This window comes from Streptomyces vinaceus (genome assembly GCF_008704935.1).
Classification (GTDB): Bacteria; Actinomycetota; Actinomycetes; order Streptomycetales; family Streptomycetaceae; genus Streptomyces; species Streptomyces vinaceus.
In genome coordinates, this window is the sequence record NZ_CP023692.1 from 5,722,859 (window position 1) to 5,745,155 (window position 22,297).

At 73.0% G+C, this 22,297-nt stretch carries 16 protein-coding genes; 13 read left to right on the forward strand and 3 right to left on the reverse strand.

Annotated elements, in window-relative coordinates; all coding sequences use genetic code 11:
• Positions 1 to 234 precede the first annotated feature (234 nt).
• Positions 235 to 1,353 carry a glycosyltransferase family 4 protein gene (locus CP980_RS25830; protein ID WP_150529181.1) on the forward strand — a complete coding sequence of 373 codons (1,119 nt, stop codon included), beginning with the start codon at positions 235 to 237 and terminating at the stop codon, positions 1,351 to 1,353.
• Positions 1,354 to 1,701: 348 nt separating this feature from the next.
• Here the strand turns inward: CP980_RS25830 and CP980_RS25835 are convergent, their stop codons facing one another.
• From CP980_RS25835 to CP980_RS25845, 3 genes are all read right to left on the reverse strand, one after another.
• A complete protein-coding gene (locus CP980_RS25835) occupies positions 1,702 to 3,327 on the reverse strand; it encodes a PucR family transcriptional regulator (protein WP_132760505.1) in 1,626 nt (541 codons plus the stop codon).
• A 22-nt stretch (positions 3,328 to 3,349) separates the two neighbouring features.
• Entirely contained in the window at positions 3,350 to 4,729 is a 1,380-nt protein-coding gene (locus tag CP980_RS25840) for an FAD-binding oxidoreductase (protein WP_150529182.1), read from the reverse strand.
• A 108-nt stretch (positions 4,730 to 4,837) separates the two neighbouring features.
• Positions 4,838 to 6,604, reverse strand: a complete 1,767-nt coding sequence (locus tag CP980_RS25845; RefSeq protein ID WP_165937438.1) for a glycoside hydrolase family 15 protein — start codon at positions 6,602 to 6,604, stop codon at positions 4,838 to 4,840.
• 535 nt (positions 6,605 to 7,139) lie between these two features.
• Here CP980_RS25845 and CP980_RS25850 point away from each other — a divergent pair.
• The 12 genes from CP980_RS25850 (at position 7,140) to CP980_RS25905 (ending at position 22,297) form a co-directional block, all read left to right on the forward strand.
• Positions 7,140 to 8,783: a CTP synthase gene (locus tag CP980_RS25850; RefSeq protein WP_132760502.1), complete on the forward strand. Its 1,644-nt coding sequence runs from the start codon at positions 7,140 to 7,142 to the stop codon at positions 8,781 to 8,783.
• Between the two features lie 122 nt (positions 8,784 to 8,905).
• The gene (locus CP980_RS25855; protein ID WP_132760501.1) at positions 8,906 to 9,535 is read left to right on the forward strand and encodes an NUDIX domain-containing protein; all 630 of its coding nucleotides are present in this window, start codon (positions 8,906 to 8,908) and stop codon (positions 9,533 to 9,535) included.
• Between the two features lie 58 nt (positions 9,536 to 9,593).
• The gene (locus CP980_RS25860; RefSeq protein WP_150529183.1) at positions 9,594 to 11,663 is read left to right on the forward strand and encodes a tetratricopeptide repeat protein; all 2,070 of its coding nucleotides are present in this window, start codon (positions 9,594 to 9,596) and stop codon (positions 11,661 to 11,663) included.
• 152 nt (positions 11,664 to 11,815) lie between these two features.
• Positions 11,816 to 12,931, forward strand: coding sequence for an alanine dehydrogenase (gene ald, locus CP980_RS25865; RefSeq protein ID WP_132760499.1), 1,116 nt, complete (start codon positions 11,816 to 11,818; stop codon positions 12,929 to 12,931).
• A 459-nt stretch (positions 12,932 to 13,390) separates the two neighbouring features.
• A complete protein-coding gene (locus CP980_RS25870; protein ID WP_229340921.1) occupies positions 13,391 to 14,428 on the forward strand; it encodes a ParA family protein in 1,038 nt (345 codons plus the stop codon).
• Positions 14,413 to 14,904 carry a hypothetical protein gene (locus tag CP980_RS25875; RefSeq protein WP_099893544.1) on the forward strand — a complete coding sequence of 164 codons (492 nt, stop codon included), beginning with the start codon at positions 14,413 to 14,415 and terminating at the stop codon, positions 14,902 to 14,904. Before CP980_RS25870 ends, CP980_RS25875 begins: the two co-directional genes overlap by 16 nt.
• A gap of 1,790 nt (positions 14,905 to 16,694) precedes the next feature.
• Complete coding sequence (locus tag CP980_RS25880) at positions 16,695 to 17,843, forward strand: segregation and condensation protein A (RefSeq protein ID WP_150529184.1); 1,149 nt, start codon at positions 16,695 to 16,697, stop codon at positions 17,841 to 17,843.
• Positions 17,844 to 17,851: 8 nt separating this feature from the next.
• Complete coding sequence (gene scpB / locus CP980_RS25885; protein ID WP_132760497.1) at positions 17,852 to 18,472, forward strand: SMC-Scp complex subunit ScpB; 621 nt, start codon at positions 17,852 to 17,854, stop codon at positions 18,470 to 18,472.
• Entirely contained in the window at positions 18,472 to 19,758 is a 1,287-nt protein-coding gene (locus CP980_RS25890; RefSeq protein ID WP_123515157.1) for a pseudouridine synthase, read from the forward strand. Before scpB ends, CP980_RS25890 begins: the two co-directional genes overlap by 1 nt.
• A 126-nt stretch (positions 19,759 to 19,884) precedes the next feature.
• Complete coding sequence (gene pnuC, locus CP980_RS25895; RefSeq protein ID WP_373312936.1) at positions 19,885 to 20,481, forward strand: nicotinamide riboside transporter PnuC; 597 nt, start codon at positions 19,885 to 19,887, stop codon at positions 20,479 to 20,481.
• Positions 20,478 to 21,566 (forward strand): AAA family ATPase, encoded by a 1,089-nt coding sequence (locus CP980_RS25900; RefSeq protein WP_150529185.1) that lies wholly within the window; start codon positions 20,478 to 20,480, stop codon positions 21,564 to 21,566. Before pnuC ends, CP980_RS25900 begins: the two co-directional genes overlap by 4 nt.
• Positions 21,563 to 22,297: an NUDIX hydrolase gene (locus CP980_RS25905; protein WP_150529186.1), complete on the forward strand. Its 735-nt coding sequence runs from the start codon at positions 21,563 to 21,565 to the stop codon at positions 22,295 to 22,297. Before CP980_RS25900 ends, CP980_RS25905 begins: the two co-directional genes overlap by 4 nt.

The window sequence follows — 22,297 nt, forward strand, 5'->3', positions numbered from 1 at the left end:
GCTGCTGCTGCTGCTGCTGTCGCTGCTGTCGCTCGTTCGTGAGGGCCCGGGACGGATGCCGTCCCGGGCCCCCGGCGTGCGCCCGTAGGCGGCGCGCGCTACGCCGTGTGGGTGAGGCTCGGGGGTGTGGGGCGGTATCTCCTGCGGGATCCGTACCCGTATGGTCCCGGAACGCGCGTGCGGACTGGCATTCTGGGCGACGACTCTGCCTCCCTCACCCTGGAGCTTCGGCCAGTGAGCAGCTCCCCGGTCTCGACCCCGGTCCCCGCACAGCCGTACGGGCGGCCGCCGCTCCGCACCGTCCAGGTGCTCGGCGGCGCCGGCGCGGGCAGCAGCGCGCACGTACGGTCGCTGACGACCGGGCTCGCCGCGCGCGGCGTACGGGTCACGGTGTGCGCGTCCGTGGAGGCGGAGGGGGAGTACGACTTCACCGGCGCGGGGGCGCAGTTCACCCCGGACGCGGTGAGCGCGCTGCGGGCCGTGTGCGCCGGGGCGGACGTGGTGCACGCGCACGGGGTGCGCGCCGGGATGCGGGCCGCGGTGGCGCTGCGCGGGCGGCGGGTGCCGCTGGTGGTGACCTGGCACGGCGGCGGACCGGCGGAGCAGGGCGCGTTCGGTCGGCTGGGCCGGGTGCTGGAACGGCACGTGGCGCGGGCGGCGGCGGTGGTGCTCGGGGCCTCCTCGGACCAGGTGGACCTGGCGCGGGCGCGGGGCGCGCGGGACGCCCGGCTGGCGCCGGTGGCCGTACCGATGGGGGCGGCCGGCCCGGACGCAGCGGCCGACCCCGGCAAGGTGCGTGCGGAACTGGGGGCGGTGGAGCGGCCCTTGCTGATCGCGGTCGGGAGCCTGGTGGAGCACCGGGGGTACTCGGTGCTGCTGGACGCGGCGCGGGCCTGGCGGGTGCTGGAGCCGCTGCCGCTGGTGGTGATCGCGGGGGAGGGCCCGCAGCGGACGGAGCTGGCGCGGCGGATCGAGGCGGAGGGTCTGCCGGTACGGCTGTTGGGGCGGCGCCGGGACGCGGCGCAGCTGCTGGCGGCGGCCGACGTGGCGGTGCTGCCGAGCCGCTGGGAGGCGCGGTCCCTGCTGGCGCAGGAGGCCCTGCGGGCGGGGGTACCGCTGGTGGCGACGGCGGTCGGGGGCATCCCGGAGCTGATCGGGGACGCGGGGGTCCTGGTGCCGTACGGGGACGCGGCCGCGCTGTCCTCGGCGGTGACGGACCTCCTCGCGGACCCGCCGCGCCGCGCGGCCCTGGCCGCCGCGGGCCGCGCCCAGGCGGCCACGTGGCCCACGGAGGACGACACGGTGGCCCAGATCCTGTCGGTCTACGACGAGCTGATGGACCGCCGCAGATAGCCTCCGGCGGTCCTAGGGGGCCGGGGCGCCGGCCGCACCGGTGGTCCTGCCCACGCCGTCCTGCGCACGCCGCCGTGGCCGCGGCCGCCGCGGGTCCGGGGCGGAGCCCCGGGGAACGGGCGGCGGGCGGGTGGGGGAAACGCCCCGCAGGGCCGCCCACCGGCCCCGGGCCGGGGTCACCCGCCCGGCTTCGCGGCGGCCTGCGGACGGGTCCCGCCGAGCGCGTGCCCTCGGTCCGCCACGGCGAGACGCCGTCCTGAGCCCCCGCGCGGCGGCCGCCGGACGGACTTCGGCGCAGCCCGGCGGTGCCCGGCAGGGCCGCCGGGCCCGAGTGGTGCGAGGAGGGCGTCAAGAAGGCGAGGGCGTGTGGCGGCGGGCGCGGAGGGCCAGGCTCAGGGAGAGGACCGTCTCCGGGTCGTCCAGGTCCGTGCCCAGCAGCTCCGAGATGCGGGCCAGGCGGTTGTAGAGGGTCTGGCGGTTCAGGTGGAGCTCGCGCGCCGTTTCCGCCTTGCGGCCCGCGTGCGCCAGGTACGTCTCCAGGGTGGGCAGGAGCGGGGGGCGGGACGCCGCGTCGTGCACGCGCAGCGCGCCGATCGCCCGGTCCACGAACGCCGCCAGGTCGGGGTGTTCGCGCAGCCGCCACAGGAGCAGGTCGATGTCGAGCCGGCGGGCGTCGTACCAGGGCCGGGCCGGCAGCCCGTGCGCCGCCGTCGCCGTCTCCGCGGCGTGGCGCAGGCCCGCCGAAGCCGCCGCCCAGCCGCCCGCCACGCCCACCACCACCGCGGGCGGGGCCGCCGCGCGGTCCAGGCCGGCCCGCTCCACGCCCGCCCGCAGCGCGGCGGCCACGCGGTCCGCCACCGTCGTGCGTTCCGATTCGGAGCGCAGCGAGACCAGGAGGGGGACCCGGCCCTCCACCGGGCGCACGCCCAGCAGGACCGGGACGCCCACCGAGGAGAGCTCCTCCAGGACCGCCCTGGCCAGGACCGCCCAGTTGCCCGACGGGCCCAGGGACGGGGAAAGCCGCATCACCACCGGCAGGAGCGGGCCCGCGCCCGGCTTGAAGCCCAGGACGCGCGCCTGCGCCGGAGCGTCCTGGGCCGAGATGCGGCCCTCCGCCAGGTCCGTCAGGAAGTCGCCGCGGCCGCGCGCCGCCAGTTCGTCCTCCTGCCGGGCCTGCATCAGCACCACGGCCAGCACCCCCGCCGTCCGCTCCGCCGCCATCCGGTGGACGGGCAGCAGCGGCGCCGAGACGCCCAGCAGGACCATCCGGGCGCGGACCGAGCCCGTGCCGTGGCCGCCCCCCGGGACGTCGATCAGGACCGCGTTCGCCGAAGGCTCCGCCTCGCGTTGTCCCCGCAGCCCCTCCCATACCTGCAACGGGTCGGCCGCGGCCTCCCCGGAGCCCGGGCCCGCCGCGTACAGGAGCTGCCCGTCGGGGGTCTCCAGGAACACCGGGTTACCGGTGAAGTCGGCCAGGATGTGCAGGACCTGGGGGATCCCGCCACCGCTGAGCAGGGCCTGCGTACACCGCCGGTGCACCTCCTCGGCCCGCTGGAGCAGGGCGTAGTGGTGGTTGACGATCTCGGTGTGGACCTCCTCCGTCACCGCCACGAACGGCACTTCGCGGTGCAGCTGGACCAGCGGCAGGCCGGCCGCCCGTGCCGTCTCGACGAGCGTCGCCGGGAGCCGGGTGAAGCGCGGGCCCAGCTCGACCACCAGCGCGGCGATCCCCCGGTCCGCGAGGCGCCGTACGAACGCGCGCTGCTCCGCGGGCCGCGTGCCCAGGCCCAGCCCCGTGGTCAGCAGCAGTTCCCCGCCCTTGAGCAGGGAGGCGATGTTCGGCACCTCGCCCGCGTGCACCCAGCGCACGGTCCGTCCCAGGCGGTCGGCGCAGGCCACCACCTCCGGCAGCCCGCTGCGCAGTCCGGGCAGCTCCAGCGCCCGCTGAACGGTGATCCCGCCCTGGTTGTCCATGTCGCGGGACGCTATCAGGGGGTCAGGCGGGCCTGATGTTGTGGTTGAAGCGGAAGACGTTGTCCGGGTCGTACGCCCGTTTCACCGCCGCCAGCCTCGCCAGGTTCTCCGCGCCGAGACCGGCCGCCACCCGCTCGGAGCCCTCGTCCCCGGTGAAGTTGAGGTACACCGCGCCGGTGCTCCACGGCCGCACGTGGGCGCGGACGTCCTTCACCCACTGCACGTTGCGCTCGTCCTCGGCCGCGTCCTCCCAGATGGCGAACGGGTGCACGGCCCAGGGGGAGTCCCGGTACGGAACGGGGAACTCCGACGGCCCGTCCGCGATGGCCCCGCCCAGCGGGAACATCACGTGCTGGGTCCCGCCCGTCGGCATCACGTCCCCGAGGGCGCAGAAGACGCTGACGAGTTCGTCCGGCATGCCGGTCAGGTACTCCGCGGACCAGTAGTTCCGCAGCCCCGGCGGGTCGTCGAGCATGCACTGGAAGTCCGCGTAGGGCAGGGCGGTGAGCACCTCCACCTCGTGCGGCAGCGCGAGCAGCGGCGCCGCCAGTGCGCGCAGCGCGTCCTCGCCGCCCGCGTACGTGAGCAGCGCGCCCGCCATCAGGGTCCCGACCAGGTGTTCCGGTACGAAGGGCTCGGGCGGGGCGGTCAGGTAGATCATGCCGCCGCCCGCCTCGGCGGGACCGCTCTCGACGACGTCGCGGTAGGTGCGCAGGACTTCGGGGCCGGCCTCCAGCGGGTACAGCAGCAGGCAGATCGCGAACTCGGGGAGCTCGTGCAGGCGCAGCGTGAGGGAGGTCGCGACCCCGAAGTTCCCGCCGCCGCCGTGCAGGGCCCAGAACAGCTCGGGGTTGTCCTCCGCGGTCGCCGTCAGGGTGGAGCCGTCGGCGGTGACCAGGTCCACGCCGAGCAGGTTGTCCACGGCCAGCCCGAACTTCCGGTCGAGCCAGCCGGAGCCGCCGCCGAGGGTGAACCCCGTGACCCCGGTGGTGGAGACCCGGCCGCCGGTGGTGGCGAGCCCGTACGGCTGGCAGGCGCGGTCCAGCGCGCCCATCAGCGCACCGCCCCCGACGCGTACGGCCTTCGCGCCGGGGTGGACGGTGACCTCCTGCATGCCGCGCATGTCGACGACCACGCCGCCGTCGTTGAGGGACATCCCGGCGACGCTGTGGCCGCCGCCGCGGACGGCGACGGGCAGGTCCAGTTCGCGGGCGAAGCGGACCGTGGTGACGACGTCCGCCTCGCTCTCGCACCGGGCGATGACGGCGGGACGGCGGTCGACCATCGAGTTGAAGACCGTCCGGGCCTCGTCGTATCCGGGATCCCCGGGGGTGATGACCTGACCGGCCAGATCGTCACGCAGATCGGCCAGGGCCCGGCCGGCCTTTGACGGGGCAGTCATGGCTGCGGCCCTCCTTCCGCAGGAGGCGTAGGACCATTCCAGCGTAGGCGCGGCCGGTGCCGGGGGCGCGGCGGGACCGGACGGCCCCACCGCGCCGAAAGACACGGCCTAGCCCCCGTACGCCCCGCTCGCCGTCAGGCGCAGGGCCGTGTCGATCAGGGGGACGTGGCTGAAGGCCTGGGGGAAGTTGCCGACCTGGCGCTGGAGGCGCGGGTCCCACTCCTCCGCCAGCAGGCCCAGGTCGTTGCGGAGCGCCAGCAGCCGTTCGAAGAGCTGGCGCGCCTCGTCGACGCGTCCGATCATCGCCAGGTCGTCCGCCATCCAGAACGAGCAGGCGAGGAACGCCCCCTCGTCGCCCTCCAGCCCGTCCACGCCCGCCTCGCCGCCGGCCGTCGGGTAGCGCAGGATGAACCCGTCCGGGGTCGACAGCTCGCGCTGGATCGCCTCGATCGTGCCGATGACCCGCTTGTCGTCGGGCGGCAGGAAGCCCATCTGCGGGATCAGCAGCAGCGAGGCGTCCAGCTCCTTGGAGCCGTACGACTGCGTGAACGTGTTGCGCTCCTTGTCGTAGCCCTTCTCGCACACGTCCTGGTGGATCTCGTCGCGCATCTCGCGCCACCGCTCCAGCGGCCCGTCCGCGTCCCCGCTCTCGATCAGCTTGATCGTGCGGTCCACGGCCACCCACGCCATCACCTTCGAGTGCACGAAGTGCCGGCGCGGACCGCGCACCTCCCAGATGCCCTCGTCCGGCTGGTCCCAGTGCTCCTCCAGGTAGCGGATCAGCTTCAACTGGAGCACCGAGGCGTAGTCGTTGCGCGCCAGGCCCGTCATGTGGCCCAGGTGCAGGGCCTCGGTGACCTCGCCGTACACGTCCAGCTGGAGCTGGTGCGCGGCGCCGTTGCCGACCCGGACCGGGCGGGAGTCCTCGTACCCGGGAAGCCAGTCCAGCTCGGTCTCGCCGAGCTCCCGCTCGCCCGCGATCCCGTACATGATCTGCAGGTTCTCCGGGTCCCCGGCGACCGCGCGCAGCAGCCACTCGCGCCAGGCCTGGGCCTCCTCGCGGTAGCCGGTGCGCAGCAGCGAGGAGAGGGTGATGGCGGCGTCGCGCAGCCAGGTGTAGCGGTAGTCCCAGTTCCGGACGCCGCCGATCTCCTCCGGGAGGGAGGTGGTCGGCGCGGCCACGATGCCGCCTGTGGGGCCGTACGTGAGCGCCTTGAGGGTGATCAGGGAGCGGATCACGGCTTCGCGGTAGGGGCCGTGGTACGTGCAGTGGTCGACCCACTCGCGCCAGAACGCGGTGGTGGTCGCCAGCGCCTCCTGCGCGTCGGGGGTCTCGGGGGCGCCCTTGTGGGAGGGCTGCCAGCTGATGCAGAAGGCCTTGCGGTCGCCGGGGCCGACGGTGAAGTCGGAGTACGTCGTCAGGTCCTTGCCGTACGTCTGCGCGTCGGTGTCCAGCCAGACCGAGTCGGGGCCCGCGACGGCCACGGTGCGCCCGTCGACCTTGTGCACCCAGGGCACGACCCGGCCGTAACTGAAGCGCATGCGCAGCGCGGAGCGCATCGGGACGCGCCCGCTGACGCCCTCGACGATGCGCACCAGCTGCGGTGCGTGGTCCTCGCGGGGCGGCATGAAGTCGGTCACGCGGACCGTGCCGCGCGGCGTGTCCCACTCCGATTCCAGGATGAGCGAGTCGCCCTGGTACCGGCGGCGCGTCGCCGCGGGGGCCTCGGCGCCCCCGGGGAACGCCGGGCCGATGCGCCAGAAGCCGTGATCCTCCGTTCCGAGGATGCTCGCGAAGACGGCATGGGAGTCGAAACGGGGCAGACACAGCCAGTCCACCGATCCGTCCCGGCAGACCAGTGCGGCGGTCTGCATGTCCCCGATCAGTGCGTAATCCTCGATGCGCCCGGACACGTTAGATCTCCCAGTCGAACGGCCACGTCCGCCCCGAAGGGCGCTTGCATTGCGCGGTTGCGCGGTCCCGTGGGTATGGATCCCCGCACTGAGCTCATGATTCCGGATGCGGCCGGGTTACGCCGTCTGCCGGACTGCTCGGCGGCGATGTGATGCGATATCCGAGCAGGATATGACGGCACCCTAGTGATCTCCTGAAGTCTGAGGACAATGTGTCTAGTCCGAATGGGTGACCAGGGCGGATGTCGGCGTGACCGGCCCCGCAGCGGCCGGTGGCGCTGCGTCGAGCGGTCGTGGCGGCGCGTGGCCGGAGGCGGACCGGCCCGGGCGCTGATAGGCTGGTACCCCGTGGACCGGTGGTCTGCCTGTGCGAATCAGGAGCCCCGAAACCGCAGCTTCGGCGCCCCCTGAGAGCCTCCGGTTCGAGGGTGGTCGGCGCCGGAAGCACCGCACTTCACTTCGCGACCACGGGAGCCCCCTCTTGGCGAGCACAGCCATGACGACCAAGCACATCTTCGTCACCGGGGGTGTCGCCTCCTCCCTCGGCAAGGGCCTGACGGCCTCCAGCCTGGGTGCGCTGCTCAAGGCGCGGGGCCTTCGGGTCACGATGCAGAAGCTCGACCCGTACCTGAACGTCGACCCGGGCACGATGAACCCCTTCCAGCACGGTGAGGTGTTCGTCACCAACGACGGCGCCGAGACCGACCTGGACATCGGCCACTACGAGCGCTTCCTCGACGTGGACCTCGACGGCTCGGCCAACGTCACCACCGGCCAGGTCTACTCCCAGGTCATCGCCAAGGAGCGGCGCGGCGAGTACCTCGGTGACACCGTGCAGGTCATCCCGCACATCACCAACGAGATCAAGCACCGCATCCGCCGCATGGCGACCGAGGACGTCGACGTCGTCATCACCGAGGTCGGCGGCACGGTCGGCGACATCGAGTCGCTCCCGTTCCTGGAGACCGTCCGCCAGGTCCGCCACGAGGTCGGCCGCGACAACGTCTTCGTCGTGCACATCTCGCTGCTGCCCTACATCGGCCCCTCCGGCGAGCTCAAGACCAAGCCCACCCAGCACTCGGTCGCCGCCCTGCGCAACATCGGCATCCAGCCGGACGCGATCGTGCTGCGCGCCGACCGCGAGGTCCCGACCTCCATCAAGCGCAAGATCTCGCTGATGTGCGACGTGGACGAGGCGGCCGTCGTCGCGGCCATCGACGCCAAGTCGATCTACGACATCCCGAAGGTGTTGCACACCGAGGGCCTCGACGCGTACGTCGTGCGCAAGCTCGACCTGCCGTTCCGCGACGTGGACTGGACGGTCTGGGAAGACCTGCTGGACCGCGTCCACAACCCCGACCACGAGGTCAAGGTCGCGCTCGTCGGCAAGTACATCGACCTGCCCGACGCCTACCTGTCGGTGACCGAGGCGCTGCGCGCCGGCGGTTTCGCCAACCGGGCCCGCGTCCAGATCAAGTGGGTCACCTCCGACGACTGCAAGACCCCGGCGGGTGCCGCCGCCGTCCTCGGCGACGTGGACGCGATCTGCGTGCCCGGCGGCTTCGGCGACCGCGGTGTCAACGGCAAGGTCGGCGCCATCACCTACGCCCGCGAGAACAGGATCCCGCTGCTCGGCCTGTGCCTGGGCCTGCAGTGCGTGGTCATCGAGGCCGCGCGCAACCTGGCGGGCATCACGGAGGCCAACTCCACCGAGTTCGACGCCTCCACCCCGCACCCGGTGATCTCCACGATGGAGGAGCAGCTGGCCTTCGTCGAGGGCGCCGGCGACCTGGGCGGAACGATGCGCCTGGGCATGTACCCGGCCAAGCTGGCCGAGGGCTCCATCGTGCGCGAGGTCTACGGCGACCAGGCGTACGTGGACGAGCGCCACCGCCACCGCTACGAGGTCAACAACGCCTACCGCGGCGAACTGGAGAAGAAGGCCGGCCTCGTCTTCTCCGGCACCTCCCCGGACAACAAGCTCGTCGAGTACGTCGAGTACCCGCGCGAGGTGCACCCCTACCTGGTGGCCACCCAGGCCCACCCGGAGCTGCGCTCGCGCCCGACCCGGCCGCACCCGCTGTTCGCGGGCCTGGTCAAGGCCGCGGTGGAGCGTCAGCAGGCCGCGAAGGCCAAGTGACGGTCTGACCGCATAACGTAGACGGCCGGGGCACGGAACGTGCCCCGGCTGTCGCGTTTGCGGCGCGTCCTACGGCGCGTCTTCTGTTCGCTTTCGGAAGGTACGGGGTACGGGTCATGGCCATGGGCATCGCAGACAGCGGGGAGTCGTGGGAGGTCATCGCCTCACGGACCCCGTTCGAGGGCGCGAAGACGGCGGTCCGCTCGGACCAGGTGAGCATGCCGGACGGATCGGTGGTGCGCCGGGACTACCAGGTGCACCCGGGATCGGTGTGCGTGCTCGCGCTCGACGAGGACGGCGGCGTGCTCGTGCTGCGCCAGTACCGCCACCCCGTACGGCACAAGCTGTGGGAGCTCCCGGCCGGGCTGCTCGACGTACCCGGCGAGAACCCCCTGCACGCGGCCCAGCGAGAGCTGTACGAGGAGGCGCACGTCAAGGCGGAGGACTGGCGGGTGCTCGTGGACTTCTTCGCGTCCCCCGGCGGCTCCGACGAGGCGATCCGGATCTTCCTCGCGCGCGGCCTCTCCGAGGCCGAGGGGGAGCGGTACGCCGTGTCCGAGGAGGAGGCGGACATGGAGATCGCCCGCGTTCCGCTCGCGGACCTGGTCCGCGGGATCCTGGAGGGCCGGCTGGGCAACCCGGGCCTGGTCACCGGAGCCCTGGCGCTGTCCGCGGCGCTCGCCGCCCCGGGCGGCCTGGACGCCCTGCGCCCGGCCCAGCCGCCGTGGCCGGCCCGCCCGTACGAGGTCTGACACCGCCGGCCGGGCCCCGGGGGAGCGTGGTGTGACGATCCGCTGATCCGATTGGGCGATGTGTCCGCCGCGCTCCACACGGGTCGTCGCTCTGCGTGAACTACGCTCGCAACCCGAAGGCAGGGAGAGGAGCGGATCCGTGACGGATTTCGTCGGGCGGCGGCGTGAGCTCAAGGAGCTGCGCGAGGACATCGCACGGACCGGGCTCGACACCCTCTCGGGACGCAAGGCCAAGTCCCCCCGCGCCCGCGTCCTCCTCGTGGCCGGGCGCCCCGGGTCGGGGCGCACCGCCCTCGCCGAGGCGTTCGTGCGCGAGGTCGGCGGGGACTACCCCGACGGGGTCCTGCGCACCCGGCTCACCTCCCCCGGCGGGCAGGCCGTCACCACCGAGCGGGCGATCCGGAACCTGCTGGAGGGGCTCGGGGAGCCCACGCCCCCCGGCGCCGCCGAGGACGAGCTCAGCTCCGCCCTGCGCGCCGCCCTCGCCCACCGCAAGGCGATCCTGCTCGTCGACGACGCCGCCGATCCGTACCAGGTCGACGCGTTGCTGCCCGACACCCCCGAATGCCTCGTCGTCATCACCGCCGAAGGGCCGCTCACCGGGATTCCGGATGTCCGCCCGTGCACCCTCGGCGGTCTCGACACCCCCTCCGGGGTCCAGATGCTCGCCCAGCGCATCGGGGACACCCGGATCACGGTCGACCCGTACGCGGCCGAGGCCCTCGTCGAGGAGTGCGGCGGGCAGCCCGCCGCACTGGCCCTGGCCGGCGGCTGGCTCGCCGCGCACCCCAAGGCCGCCGTCTCGGACGTGGCCAAGCAGCTGCACGAGATGTCCCCGGGCACCGACGGGCCGCTCGGCCGCGGCTTCCGGCTCGTCTACGAGTCCCTGCCGCAGCCAGCCCAGCGCACCCTCCGCTTGCTGCCGCTGGCCCCTGCCGGGATCGTCGACTCGCACACGGCCTCCGCCCTCGCCGGCTGCTCCGTGGCCGCGGCCCAGTCCACCCTGGAGGACTTCGCCGGGCTGGGCCTGCTGCGCCACGGATCCGACGGGCTCTTCGGGCTGCCCGGCTGCCTGGTGCCGATGCTCCAGGCCCTGCTGGAGAGCAAGGAGCGCCCCGCCGAGGTCCAGCTGGCCCGGGCCCGGATGCTGGAGCGCACCGTACGCCTGCTGCACTCCTGCCGGGTCATGGCCGAGGCCGAGGACGAGGGGGCGCCCGGCCCGGCCGGGGCGGACGTACGGCAGAAGCTGGACGGGGTGCCGCGGGCACTGCGCTTCCCCGACCGGCGGGCCGCCGCCAAGTGGCTCGACACCCGGCTGCCCGCGCTGTCCGCGGCCGCCACCCTGGCCGTGGCCGACGGCGGGCTGGACACCCTGGCCCGCCGGCTGGTCGCCGCCCTCGTACGGGCCCTGGCGGAGCACCGCGGCACCGCCGCGGCGGCCCCCGAGCTGTACGGGCTGCACCGGCTGGTCCTGGACGTGGCCGAGCGCCGCAGCCTGTACCGGGAGCAGGCCGCGGCCCTGCTGAACCTGGCCGACCTGGACGCCGAGACCGGCCGCACCCAGGAGGCGCTGGAGCGCTACCGTGCCGCGCTGGACGCCGGACGGGCCGCGAACGACCCGTACGCGACGGGCCGCGCGATGGAATCCGTAGGCGGTGCCTACCAGGAGCTCGCGGACTGGCACCGGGCCGCCGACTGGTTCGGCCGGGCCCTGTCCCAGGCCCTCGCGCGCGGGGAGCGGGCGGACGAGGCCAGGCTCTACGGACGCCTGGGCAACGTGCACACGTACGCGGGCCGCTACGGGGACGCGCTGCGCAGCTGGCGGGCCGCCGCCGCGGGGTACCGGAAACTGGCCGATGTGCCGGGCCAGGCAAAGGCGTTGAGCGAGATGGCGCGAATCCAGGAGTACGCCGGGCGGCCCGAGGAATCGCTGCACACCTGCCGCGAGGCGGTGGAGCTCGCGCGCCGGGCCGCAGACCTGCGGCTTCAGGCGGCGCTCCAGGTGCGTCTCGCCGACACCCTCGACCAGCTGGGCGACCCGGCGGCCGCGAGGCTGCACCGGTCCGCGGCCGACAGATTGCTGGGAGATGACCCCGCAGCCTGCGAAATCCGTAGTGGTTCCGACTGAGATTATTGGTTTGCAAGGCTAGACAGGGCGTCGTCCTTCATTAGACTGGCTTCACCACGACATCCCGTGGTGCATCCCGTTGCGCGTTCTTGTGGGCGGGTATGTATGGAAGTGCCCCGAAAAATCCCCTGAGCCAAGGACCGTGATCGACGATGAAGGTCGGCATCCCCCGCGAGGTCAAGAACAACGAGTTCCGGGTCGCCATCACGCCCGCCGGCGTGCATGAGCTGGTCCGAGGCGGCCACCAGGTCTTCGTCGAGCAGAACGCCGGTGTCGGCTCCTCGATCACGGACGCCGAGTACGTCGCCGCCGGCGCCGAGATCCTCGGTACCGCGGACGAGGTCTGGGCCACCGCCGACCTGCTGCTGAAGGTCAAGGAGCCCATCGCCGAGGAGTACCACCGCCTCCGCAAGGACCAGACCCTCTTCACCTACCTGCACCTCGCGGCCTCCCGCGAGTGCACGGACGCCCTCCTGGAGTCCGGCACCACCGCCATCGCGTACGAGACGGTCGAGCTCGCGAACCGCGCGCTCCCGCTGCTCGCCCCGATGTCCGAGGTCGCGGGCCGCCTGGCCCCGCAGGTCGGCGCCTACCACCTGATGCGCTCGGCCGGCGGCCGCGGCGTGCTCCCCGGCGGCGTCCCCGGCACCCACGCCGGCGAGTGCGTGGTCATCGGCGGCGGCGTCTCCGGCTGGAACGCCGCGCAGATCGCCATCGGCATGGGCTTCCACGTGACCCTGCTCGACAAGGACATCAACAAGCTCCGCGAGGCCGACAAGATCTTCGGCACGAAGATCAAGACGATCGTCTCCAACGCCTACGAGCTGGAGAAGGCCGTCGTCGAGGCCGACCTCGTCATCGGCGCCGTCCTGATCCCGGGTGCGAAGGCCCCGAAGCTGGTCACCAACGAGCTCGTCGCCAAGATGAAGCCCGGAAGTGTCCTTGTCGACATTGCGATCGACCAGGGCGGCTGCTTCGAGGACTCCCGTCCGACCACCCACGCCGAGCCGACCTTCCAGGTCCACAACTCGGTCTTCTACTGCGTCGCGAACATGCCGGGCGCGGTGCCGAACACCTCCACCTACGCGCTGACCAACGCCACGCTGCCCTACATCGTGCAGCTCGCGAACCTCGGCTGGGTCGAGGCGCTGCGCCGTGACCCCGCGCTCGCGCTGGGCCTCAACACCCATGACGGCCAGGTCGTTTACGGTCCGGTCGCCGAGGCCCACGGCCTGCCGACCCTTGAGCTGGGCACGCTGCTCGGCTGATCGGTCAGACCCCGTCAACGACTGACGTCAATCTCACGTATCCGGCCGGACCTTGCCCCCAAGGTCCGGCCGGAGGCGTTTGAGCGGCGGGTGCGGACGCGGCTCAACTCGCCTCGAACGTAACCCTTTAACCCTTTCGCACACCCGCGAAACTTCGCGGTGACAGCCCGGACGCCCTTGACAGAGTGGTGTTCGGTTGCCGACACATCGTTGCCGGTCCGACGGATTGTGTTGCCGCTGAGTGGTGACACGCCATAGAGTCGCCAACCGTCGGCATGGTGCCACGCTGACCTATCGATAAGTGTCCTGGTCACGTCCGAGGAGGTAAGACGACTTGTGAATGAGTCGACATTTGCTCCCGGAGGTGGTCGAGCAGGGACGCCAGACCGGGGCCAAGGATCCGGCGGGCTCGAAGCGGTCGGCTCCGTCGCGGTCCGCACCTTCGCAAACCACCAGCACATGACGACGCCCCAAAAGAGCATGGACGGCCTAGACGTGAACTCCAGGGCCGGCGACCTGAGCGGCGAAAAGCCCGTGGGTTTCGCCGACTACGAAAACGTGCCCGAAGGGCACTTCTACGACCCCGACGCGGAGTACGAGCCCGACCCCGAGTACGCGGCCACCCTCGCCCCCGACGCTGCCCGTCAGCGCCGGGAGCGGATCGGCCCGACCGGACGGCCGCTGCCGTACTTCCCGATCCCGGGTCCGCTGACCGACCACGGTCCGGCGAAGATCATCGCGATGTGCAACCAGAAGGGCGGCGTGGGCAAGACCACGTCGACCATCAACCTGGGTGCGGCGCTCGCCGAGTACGGGCGCCGCGTGCTGCTCGTCGACTTCGACCCGCAGGGCGCGCTGTCCGTGGGCCTCGGCGTGAACCCGATGGAACTCGACCTGACGGTCTACAACCTGCTCATGGAGCGGGGCATGTCGGCCGACGAGGTGCTGCTCAAGACCGCGGTTCCCAACATGGACCTGCTGCCGAGCAACATCGACCTGTCCGCCGCCGAAGTGCAGTTGGTCAGCGAGGTCGCGAGAGAGTCGACGCTGCAGCGGGCGCTGAAGCCCCTGATGGCCGACTACGACTACATCGTGATCGACTGTCAGCCCTCGCTCGGCCTGCTGACCGTGAACGCCCTGACGGCGGCTCACAAGGTCATCGTGCCGCTGGAGTGCGAGTTCTTCGCACTGCGCGGTGTGGCGCTGCTGACCGAGACCATCGAGAAGGTGCAGGAGCGGCTCAACCCGGAGCTGGAGCTCGACGGCATCCTCGCCACGATGTACGACTCCCGTACGGTGCACAGCCGCGAGGTGCTGGCGCGCGTCGTCGAGGCCTTCGACGACCACGTCTACCACACGGTCATCGGCCGTACGGTGCGCTTCCCGGAGACCACGGTCGCCGGTGAGCCCATCACCACGTACGCCTCCAACTCCGTCGGGGCCGCCGCCTATCGCCAGCTGGCCAGGGAGGTGCTCGCCCGGTGTCACGCCGAGTGAGTCTGCCCGGAGCCGACGAACTGTTCCGTACGACCGGTGGGATGGCGCTCCAGGCGTCCTCGCCGAGGCGCAGCCCGGAGGAGTCGACCGCCGGGGAGCACACGGCGACGACGGCCGAGGGCGCGGCGGTCGAGGGCCGCAGCCGGGAGGCAGCGGCGGCGGGCCCGGAGTCGGTGGTCGCCCCCCGGCGTCCGCAGGAAGGTTCTGTCAGCCCGGAGCCCCGGCGGGGCAAGGGCCAGGGCCGCGGGGCGAACCGCAGGCCCAGCGGGCGCGAGCGGCACGACGAGAAGATCACGGTCTACGTCTCCGCCGAGGAGCTCATGGACCTGGAGCACGCGCGGCTGGTGCTGCGCGGCGAGCACGGGCTGGCCGTGGACCGCGGCCGCATCGTCCGCGAGGCGGTGGCGGTCGTACTGGCGGACCTGGAATCCCGCGGCGACGCGAGCATCCTGGTCCGCAGACTCCGCGGCCGCTGACCACCTGGGCCCCGAGCCCGACCGCCTGAAGGCGGGGGCGCTGGCTGGTTGGCTGGTACGGGTGCTGACCGTCTGAGTGCGGGCGTTGCCGGATGGTGGGCGTGACCGGGACGGGCGGCCTGTTGTGCCGGGCGGTGGCGGTGGCAGGGGCTTCGGTGGGCGGTGTCGGTGGAGTGCGGGGTGTGACCCTGCGGGCAGGCCCGAAGCCGCCCATGGCCGCCGGGCTTGATGCCGGATGCGGCCTGCGGCCCGTCTTTCTCGCGCCTTACGACGCCCTGTCCGTCGTTCTGCTCCGTGTGCCCGCCCTGCGCGCGGCTTCTGGCCTCTGCCACTGTGGTGACGGTGGCTGATGCCGGCTTGGCGGCGGTTCCACGGCGCCCGGTATGCCGTTCTGCTCGTGCGTCCGCCGTACGGCGTCGGCTGCGGGCTTGGCCGTCGTGACGGTGGCCGGTGACGGGCAGGGGCTTCGGTGGGGCGGTGTCGGTGGGGTGCGGGGCGTGACCGCGCGGGCAGGCCCGAAGCCGCCCATGGCCTCCGGGCTTGACGCCGGATGCGGCCTGCGGCCCGTCCTTCCTGCGCCTTACGACGCCCCCGCCGTCGTTCTGTTCCGTGTGCCGCCCTGCGCGCCGTTTGCGGGTCCAGCCATCGCTGTGACGGTGCGGCTGGTGGGTCCTCGCGGCCGTGGTGGCCGGTGCCGTGGTCGGTCGAGAGACGGGCCGGTGGCGGTGGCAGGGGCTTTGGTGGGGCGGTGTCGGTGGAGTGTGGGGTGTGACCCTGCGGGCAGGCCCGAAGCCGCCCATGGCCGCCGGGCCTGATGCCGGATGCGGCCTGCGGCCCGTCCTTCCTGCGCCTTACGACGCCCCCGCCGTCGTTCTGTCCCGTGTGCCGCCCCGCGTGCCGTTTGCGGGTCCAGCCATCGCTGTGACGGTGCGGCTGGTGGGTCCTCGCGGCCGTGGTGGCCGGTGCCGTGGTCGGTCGAGAGACGGGCCGGTGACGGGCAGGGGCTTTGGTGGGGCGGTGTCGGTGGAGTGCGGGGCGTGACCGCGCGGGCAGGCCCGAAGCCGCCCATGGCCGCCGGGCTTGACGCCGGATGCGGCCTGCGGCCCGTCTTTCTCGCGCCTCACGACGCCCTGTCCGTCGTTCTGCTCCGTGTGCCCGCCCTGTGCGCCGCTTTGGCCTCTGCCCCCTGTGGTGACGGTGGCTGATGTCGACCTGGCGGTGATTTCGGGGCGGTGGACCCTCTTACCCGTAGTGACCGGTGCCACAGTCGGCAGACGGGCCCGAGACGGGCGGTCGGGAGGCGGGAAGGGCGGGCCACCGGGCCTGCTTTGACTGCACCCCGGTGGGGATGACACGCTCCCGCCCTGGCAGCTCCTGCCCCCTGCTCCGCGGGTCGGCTTGCTGCTTCCGCGCGGGTGGCTGCCGCCGTGTTCCGCCGACTGACCTTCCGCTCCCGCGCAGGGTGGCTTCCGTCCTCCGGTCCACCGGTCGGCTTGCTGCTTCCGCGCGCGGGTGGCTGCCGCCCTGTTCCGCCGACTGACTTCCCGCTCCCGCGCCGGGCTGCTTCCGTCCTCCGGTCCGCCGGTCGGCTTGCCGCTTCCTTGCCTGGGTGGCTGCCGCCCCTGCTGCGCCGGTGGGCTTTCGCCCTTCGGTCCGCCGGGTGGCCTGCTGCTTCCGCTTCGGCGGCTGCCGGGTTACGGGCGGGTCCGGGGGAGGGTGGGGGGCGGGGCGTGGCAGCCTTGGGGTGGCCCCGGCCGACCGTTAGCCCTTCCGTACCGCCTTGGACCCCCATGCCCCCTCCCGTAGATCCCAGCCGCCCCGCCCGCCGCAGTCTGGGGCGCGGGCCGCGAGAGCCCCACGTACCCCCTGAGGGGCCCGCGGCGCCGGGGCCGGGCGAGGAGTCCGGTGAGGCCCCCGCGCCCGCGGAGGCCCCCACAGGGGCCCCGCAGGGGTCGGTGGAGGGCTTCGCCGAGGCTCCCGCGCCCGCCGAGGCCCCGCAGGAGCAGGTGGAGGGCTCCGCGGGGGTCCCCGCTCCCGCCGGGGCCCCGCAGGATGCGGTGGACGGTTTCGCCGAGGCCCCCGAGGCACCCGCGCCCGCGGAGGTACCCGCGCGCGTCGAGGCTCCCGCAGGGGCCTCGCAGGGCGACGGGCGGTTCACGTTGCGGCTCGCCAACTTCGAGGGGCCCTTCGACCTCCTGCTCCAGCTGATCTCCCGGCACAAGCTCGACGTCACCGAGGTGGCCCTCTCCAAGGTCACCGACGAGTTCATGGCGCACATCCGGGCCATGGGCCCCGACTGGGACCTCGACCAGACCACCGAGTTCCTCGTGGTCGCCGCGACCCTGCTCGACCTCAAGGCGGCCCGCCTGCTGCCCGCCGCCGAGGTCGAGGACGAGGCCGACCTCGCCCTGCTGGAGGCCCGCGACCTGCTCTTCGCCCGGCTGCTCCAGTACCGCGCGTACAAACAGATCGCCGAGATCTTCGAGCGGCGCGCCGAGAGCGAGGGCCGCCGCTACCCGCGCACCGTCGGCCTGGAGGACCACCACGCCGAGCTCCTGCCCGAGGTCGTCATCAGCATCGGCGCCGAGGGGTTCGCCCGGCTCGCGGTCAAGGCGATGCAGCCCAAGGCGAAGCCCCAGGTCTACGTCGACCACATCCACGCCCCGCTGGTCAGCGTGCGGGAGCAGGCCGCCCTCGTGGTCGCCCTGCTCAAGACGCGCGGCGAGGCCACCTTCCAGGAGCTCACCGAGGACGCGGGCGACACCCTCACCGTCGTCGCGCGCTTCCTGGCGCTCCTGGAGCTCTACCGGGAGAAGGCGGTGGTCCTCGACCAGGAGGAGGCCCTGAAGACGCTGACCGTGCGCTGGAGCGGCGGGGACGGCGACGGGATGCCGACCGTCACCGACGAGTTCGACCGGATCGTGGAGGTCAAGGAGTGAGTCAAGGGATGAGTGACGTGGTCGGGCTCGCGCTGAAGCCCGCCCTGGAGGCCGTCCTCATGGTCGTGGACGAGCCCGCGACCGAGGCGCACCTCGCCAAGGTGCTGGACCGCGCCCCGCGCGAGGTCGCGGACGCCCTGCGCGAGCTGGCGGACGAGTACACCGTCCAGGGGCGCGGCTTCGAGCTGCGGCTCGTCGCGGGCGGCTGGCGTTTCTACACGCGGGCGCAGTACGCGGCCGCCGTCGAGAGCTTCGTACTGGACGGCCAGCAGGCCCGGCTGACCCAGGCTGCCCTGGAGACGCTGGCGGTGGTCGCGTACCGCCAGCCGGTGAGCCGTTCGCGGGTCTCGGCGGTCCGCGGAGTGAACTGTGACGGGGTCATGCGGACCCTGCTCCAGCGCGGTCTGGTGGCCGAGGCGGGCACGGAACCCGAAACAGGTGCGATCCTGTACAGGACGACGAACTACTTTCTGGAGCGGATGGGCCTGCGCGGCCTGGACGAGCTCCCGGAGCTCGCGCCCTTCCTCCCCGAGGCGGACGCGATCGAAGCCGATACGCAAGAGGGTGTTCCGTCGTTCGATCCGGATGCACCGGATACCGATGAAGACGACAAGACGACGGAACTTTGATGCGAAGCAGCGGCAACGGCAACGGTGGCGGCAACAGGAACAGCGGCGGCGGCGGTGGCGGGCGCGGTAACAGCCGCGGCGGCTCCTCCTCCGGCGGCGGTGGCTACCGCGGCGGCGGCTCCTCCGGCGGAGGCGGCCAGCGCGGCGGCTCCGGCGGCGGTGGCTACCGCGGTGGCAGCTCCTCCGGCGGCGGCTACGGCGGCGGCTCCGGCTCGGGCGCCCCGCGCGACCGGGACCGCGACCAGGCCCCGCAGCGCCCCCGCAACCCCCGCCCCGAGGAGCGTCGCTACGACGTGGGCCCCGAGGGCGAGCGCAGCCGCGGCGGCGGTGCCAACGCCGGTCGCGGCGGTGCCCGCGGTGACGCGGCGCGCGGTGGTGCCAAGGGCGGTCCCCGCACCTCCAAGACCCCCGGCATCGGCGGGGCCGGCGGCCCGCGCCGCGGCCCCGGCAGCCGTAGCGGCCAGTCCCGCCCCCGCGAGCTGGACGCGCGGATCGAGGAGCGCGTGCGCGACCGGTACGCCGACAAGCCCGTGATCAAGACCCCGAAGACCTTCCCTGGCGCCGAGCAGGAGGGCGAGCGCCTGCAGAAGGTGCTCGCGCGGGCCGGCATGGGCTCGCGCCGCGCGTGCGAGGAGCTCATCGAGCAGGCCCGCGTCGAGGTCAACGGCGAGATCGTGCTGGAGCAGGGCAAGCGCGTCCAGCCGAAGGACGAGATCAAGGTGGACGGCCTGACGGTCGCCACCCAGTCGTACCTGTTCTTCGCGCTGAACAAGCCGGCCGGTGTCGTCTCCACCATGGAGGACCCGGACGGCCGCCAGTGCCTGGGCGACTACGTCACCAACCGTGAGACGCGTCTCTTCCACGTCGGCCGGCTCGACACGGAGACCGAGGGCATCATCCTGCTCACCAACCACGGCGAGCTGGCCCACCGCCTCACGCACCCGAAGTACGGCGTGAAGAAGACGTACGTGGCCGCCATCACCGGCTCGCTGCCGCGCGACATCGGCAAGCGCCTCAAGGACGGCATCGAGCTGGAGGACGGCTGGGCCCGCGCCGACAACTTCCGCGTCCTGGACCAGGTCGGCAAGAACTACATGGTCGAGGTGACCCTCCACGAGGGCCGCAAGCACATCGTCCGCCGCATGCTCTCCGAGGCGGGCTTCCCCGTCGACAAGCTCGTCCGGACCTCCTTCGGTCCCATCGAGCTGGGCGACCAGAAGTCCGGCTGGCTGCGCCGCCTGACCAACACCGAGGTCGGCATGCTCATGCGCGAGGTCGGTCTGTAAGCCCCTCCCGGCGGTTCGGAAAGCCCGCAGTGCCCTCGTGGCACTGCGGGCTTTTTCGCTTGTCAGGGACCCCACCCCCTGTTTATAGTCAGGATGACTATTAAAGAACGAGGGGGGTCGGCCGTCATGAGCTGGACCGAAATCCTGGGCTTCGCCACCGGAGCCCTGTGCGTCTGGCTCGTCGCCCGGCAGCACGTGGCGAACTGGCCGATCGGCATCGCCAACAACGTCTTCTTCATCGTGCTGTTCGCCCAGTCCGGCCTGTACGCCGACGCCGGGCTCCAGATCGTCTTCATCGCCCTCGCCGCGTACGGCTGGTGGTCCTGGACCCACGGGGGTGGACCAGGAACCGCCGAGGCCCTGCCGGTGCGCCGCACCACGCGCACCGAATGGGCCGTGCTGGCCGCGGCGGGGGCGGTGGGGGTGCTCGCGCTCACGCTCCTGCTGGGCCGGGTCACCGACTCCACCGTCCCCTTCTGGGACGCGCTGACCACCGGGCTCTCGCTCATGGCCACCTACGGCCAGTGCCGCAAACTGGTCGAGTCCTGGTGGCTGTGGATCGCCGCCGACCTCGTGTACATCCCGCTGTACGCCTACAAGGGGCTGTACCTGACCTCGGCCCTGTACGTCGGCTTCCTCGCGCTCTGCGTGGTCGGCCTGCTCGGCTGGCGCCGTACGCTGCCGGCGCGCGGCGCCCGTACGGCGGCGGAGGCGGCCGCATGAGCGACGAGCGGCGGTACGCCCACGGGCTGGTCCTCGGCAAGTTCTACCCGCCGCACGCCGGCCACCACCACCTGGTGCGCACCGCCCAGGAGCGGTGCGAGCGGCTGACCGTACTGGTGTGCGCGGCCTCGGTGGAGTCCGTGCCGCTCGCCGACCGGGTGGCCTGGATGCGCGAGGCGCACCCGGGGGCCGAGGTCGTCGGCGCGGTCGACGACATCCCGGTCGACCTGCACGACCCGGCGGTCTGGGAGGCGCACATGGCGGTCTTCCGGGGCGCGGTGCCGCAGCGCGTGGACGCCGTCTTCACTTCGGAGGAGTACGGGACGGAGCTCGCCCGGCGGTTCGGCGCCGAGGAGGTCCGCGTGGACCCGGGGCGGACCCGCTTCCCCGTCTCCGGTACGGCGGTACGGGCGGACCCGGCCCGGAACTGGGAGTTCCTGGGCCCGGGCGTACGGGCGGCCCTGACCCGGCGCATCGTCGTGCTCGGCGCCGAGTCCACCGGTACGACCACCCTGTCGCGGGCGCTCGCGGCGCACTACCGGGCGCGCGGCGGAGTGTGGGCCGGAACGGGCTGGGTCGCGGAGTACGGGCGCGCGTACAGCGAGGAGAAGCTCGCGGCGGCGCGGGCGGCGGACCCGGCGGCCACCTGGGAGGACGTGTCCTTCGGGTCGGAGGAGTTCCCGGTGATCGCGCGGCGGCAGGACGCGGAGGAGGAGCGGGCGGCCCGGGCGGGTTCACCGGTGCTGATCTGCGACACCGACTCCTTCGCGACCGGCATCTGGCACGAGCGGTACACGGGGGGCCGCAGCGAGGAGGTCGAGAAGATCGCCGCGCTGACACACCGGGACCTCTACCTGCTCACGCACCACGCGGACGTGCCCTTCGAGGACGACGGGCTGCGCGACGGCGAGCACCTGAGGCCCTGGATGACGGAACGCTTCCGCGCGGAACTCACGGCCACCGGCAGGCCCTTCCTGGTCGTGCGCGGTGACCGCGAGGCGCGGCTGGCGCAGGCCGTCGAGGCGGTCGACGCACTGCTGGCCGGCGGCTGGCACTTCGCGGACCCGCTGCCGGAGCACCGATGACGACGGCGGCCTACGACCCGCACGCCTTCGAGCCGTTCGCGGTGACGGTGGACCTGGCGGTGTTCACCGTCCGGGGCGGGGCGCTGCACGTCCTGCTGATCCGGCGCGGGCAGGAGCCGTACGAGGGGGCCTGGGCGCTCCCCGGCGGCTTCGTGCTCCCGAGGGAGTCCGCGGAGACCGCGGCCCGCCGGGAACTGGCCGAGGAGACCGGCCTGTCGGAGGCGGTCGTCGCGGGGCTGCACCTGGAGCAGCTGCGCACGTACAGCGATCCGGACCGCGATCCGCGGATGCGGGTGGTCTCGGTGGCCTTCACCGCCCTGGTGCCGGACATGCCGGAGCCGGCGGCGGAGGGCGGCGGGGACGCGGCGCAGGCGCGCTGGGTACCGGTGGGGGAGGCGGCCGGCCTGGCCTTCGACCACGGGCCGATCCTGGCGGACGCCCGGTCCCGGGTCGGCGCGAAGCTGGAGTACACCTGCCTGGCCACGGGGTTCTGCCCGCCCGAATTCACCCTCGGGGAGCTCCAGTCGGTCTACGAGACCGTCTGGGGCACCGCCCTGGACCGGCCCAACTTCCGCCGCAAGGTGCTGGCGACCCCGGGCTTCGTCGAGGCCGTGCCGGGTGCGGCCCGGCTGACCGGAGGGCGGGGGAAACCGGCCGCGCTGTACCGGGCGGGCCCGGCGACCGCCCTCCACCCGCCCCTGCTCCGCCCCACGGAAGGACACGCGAAATGA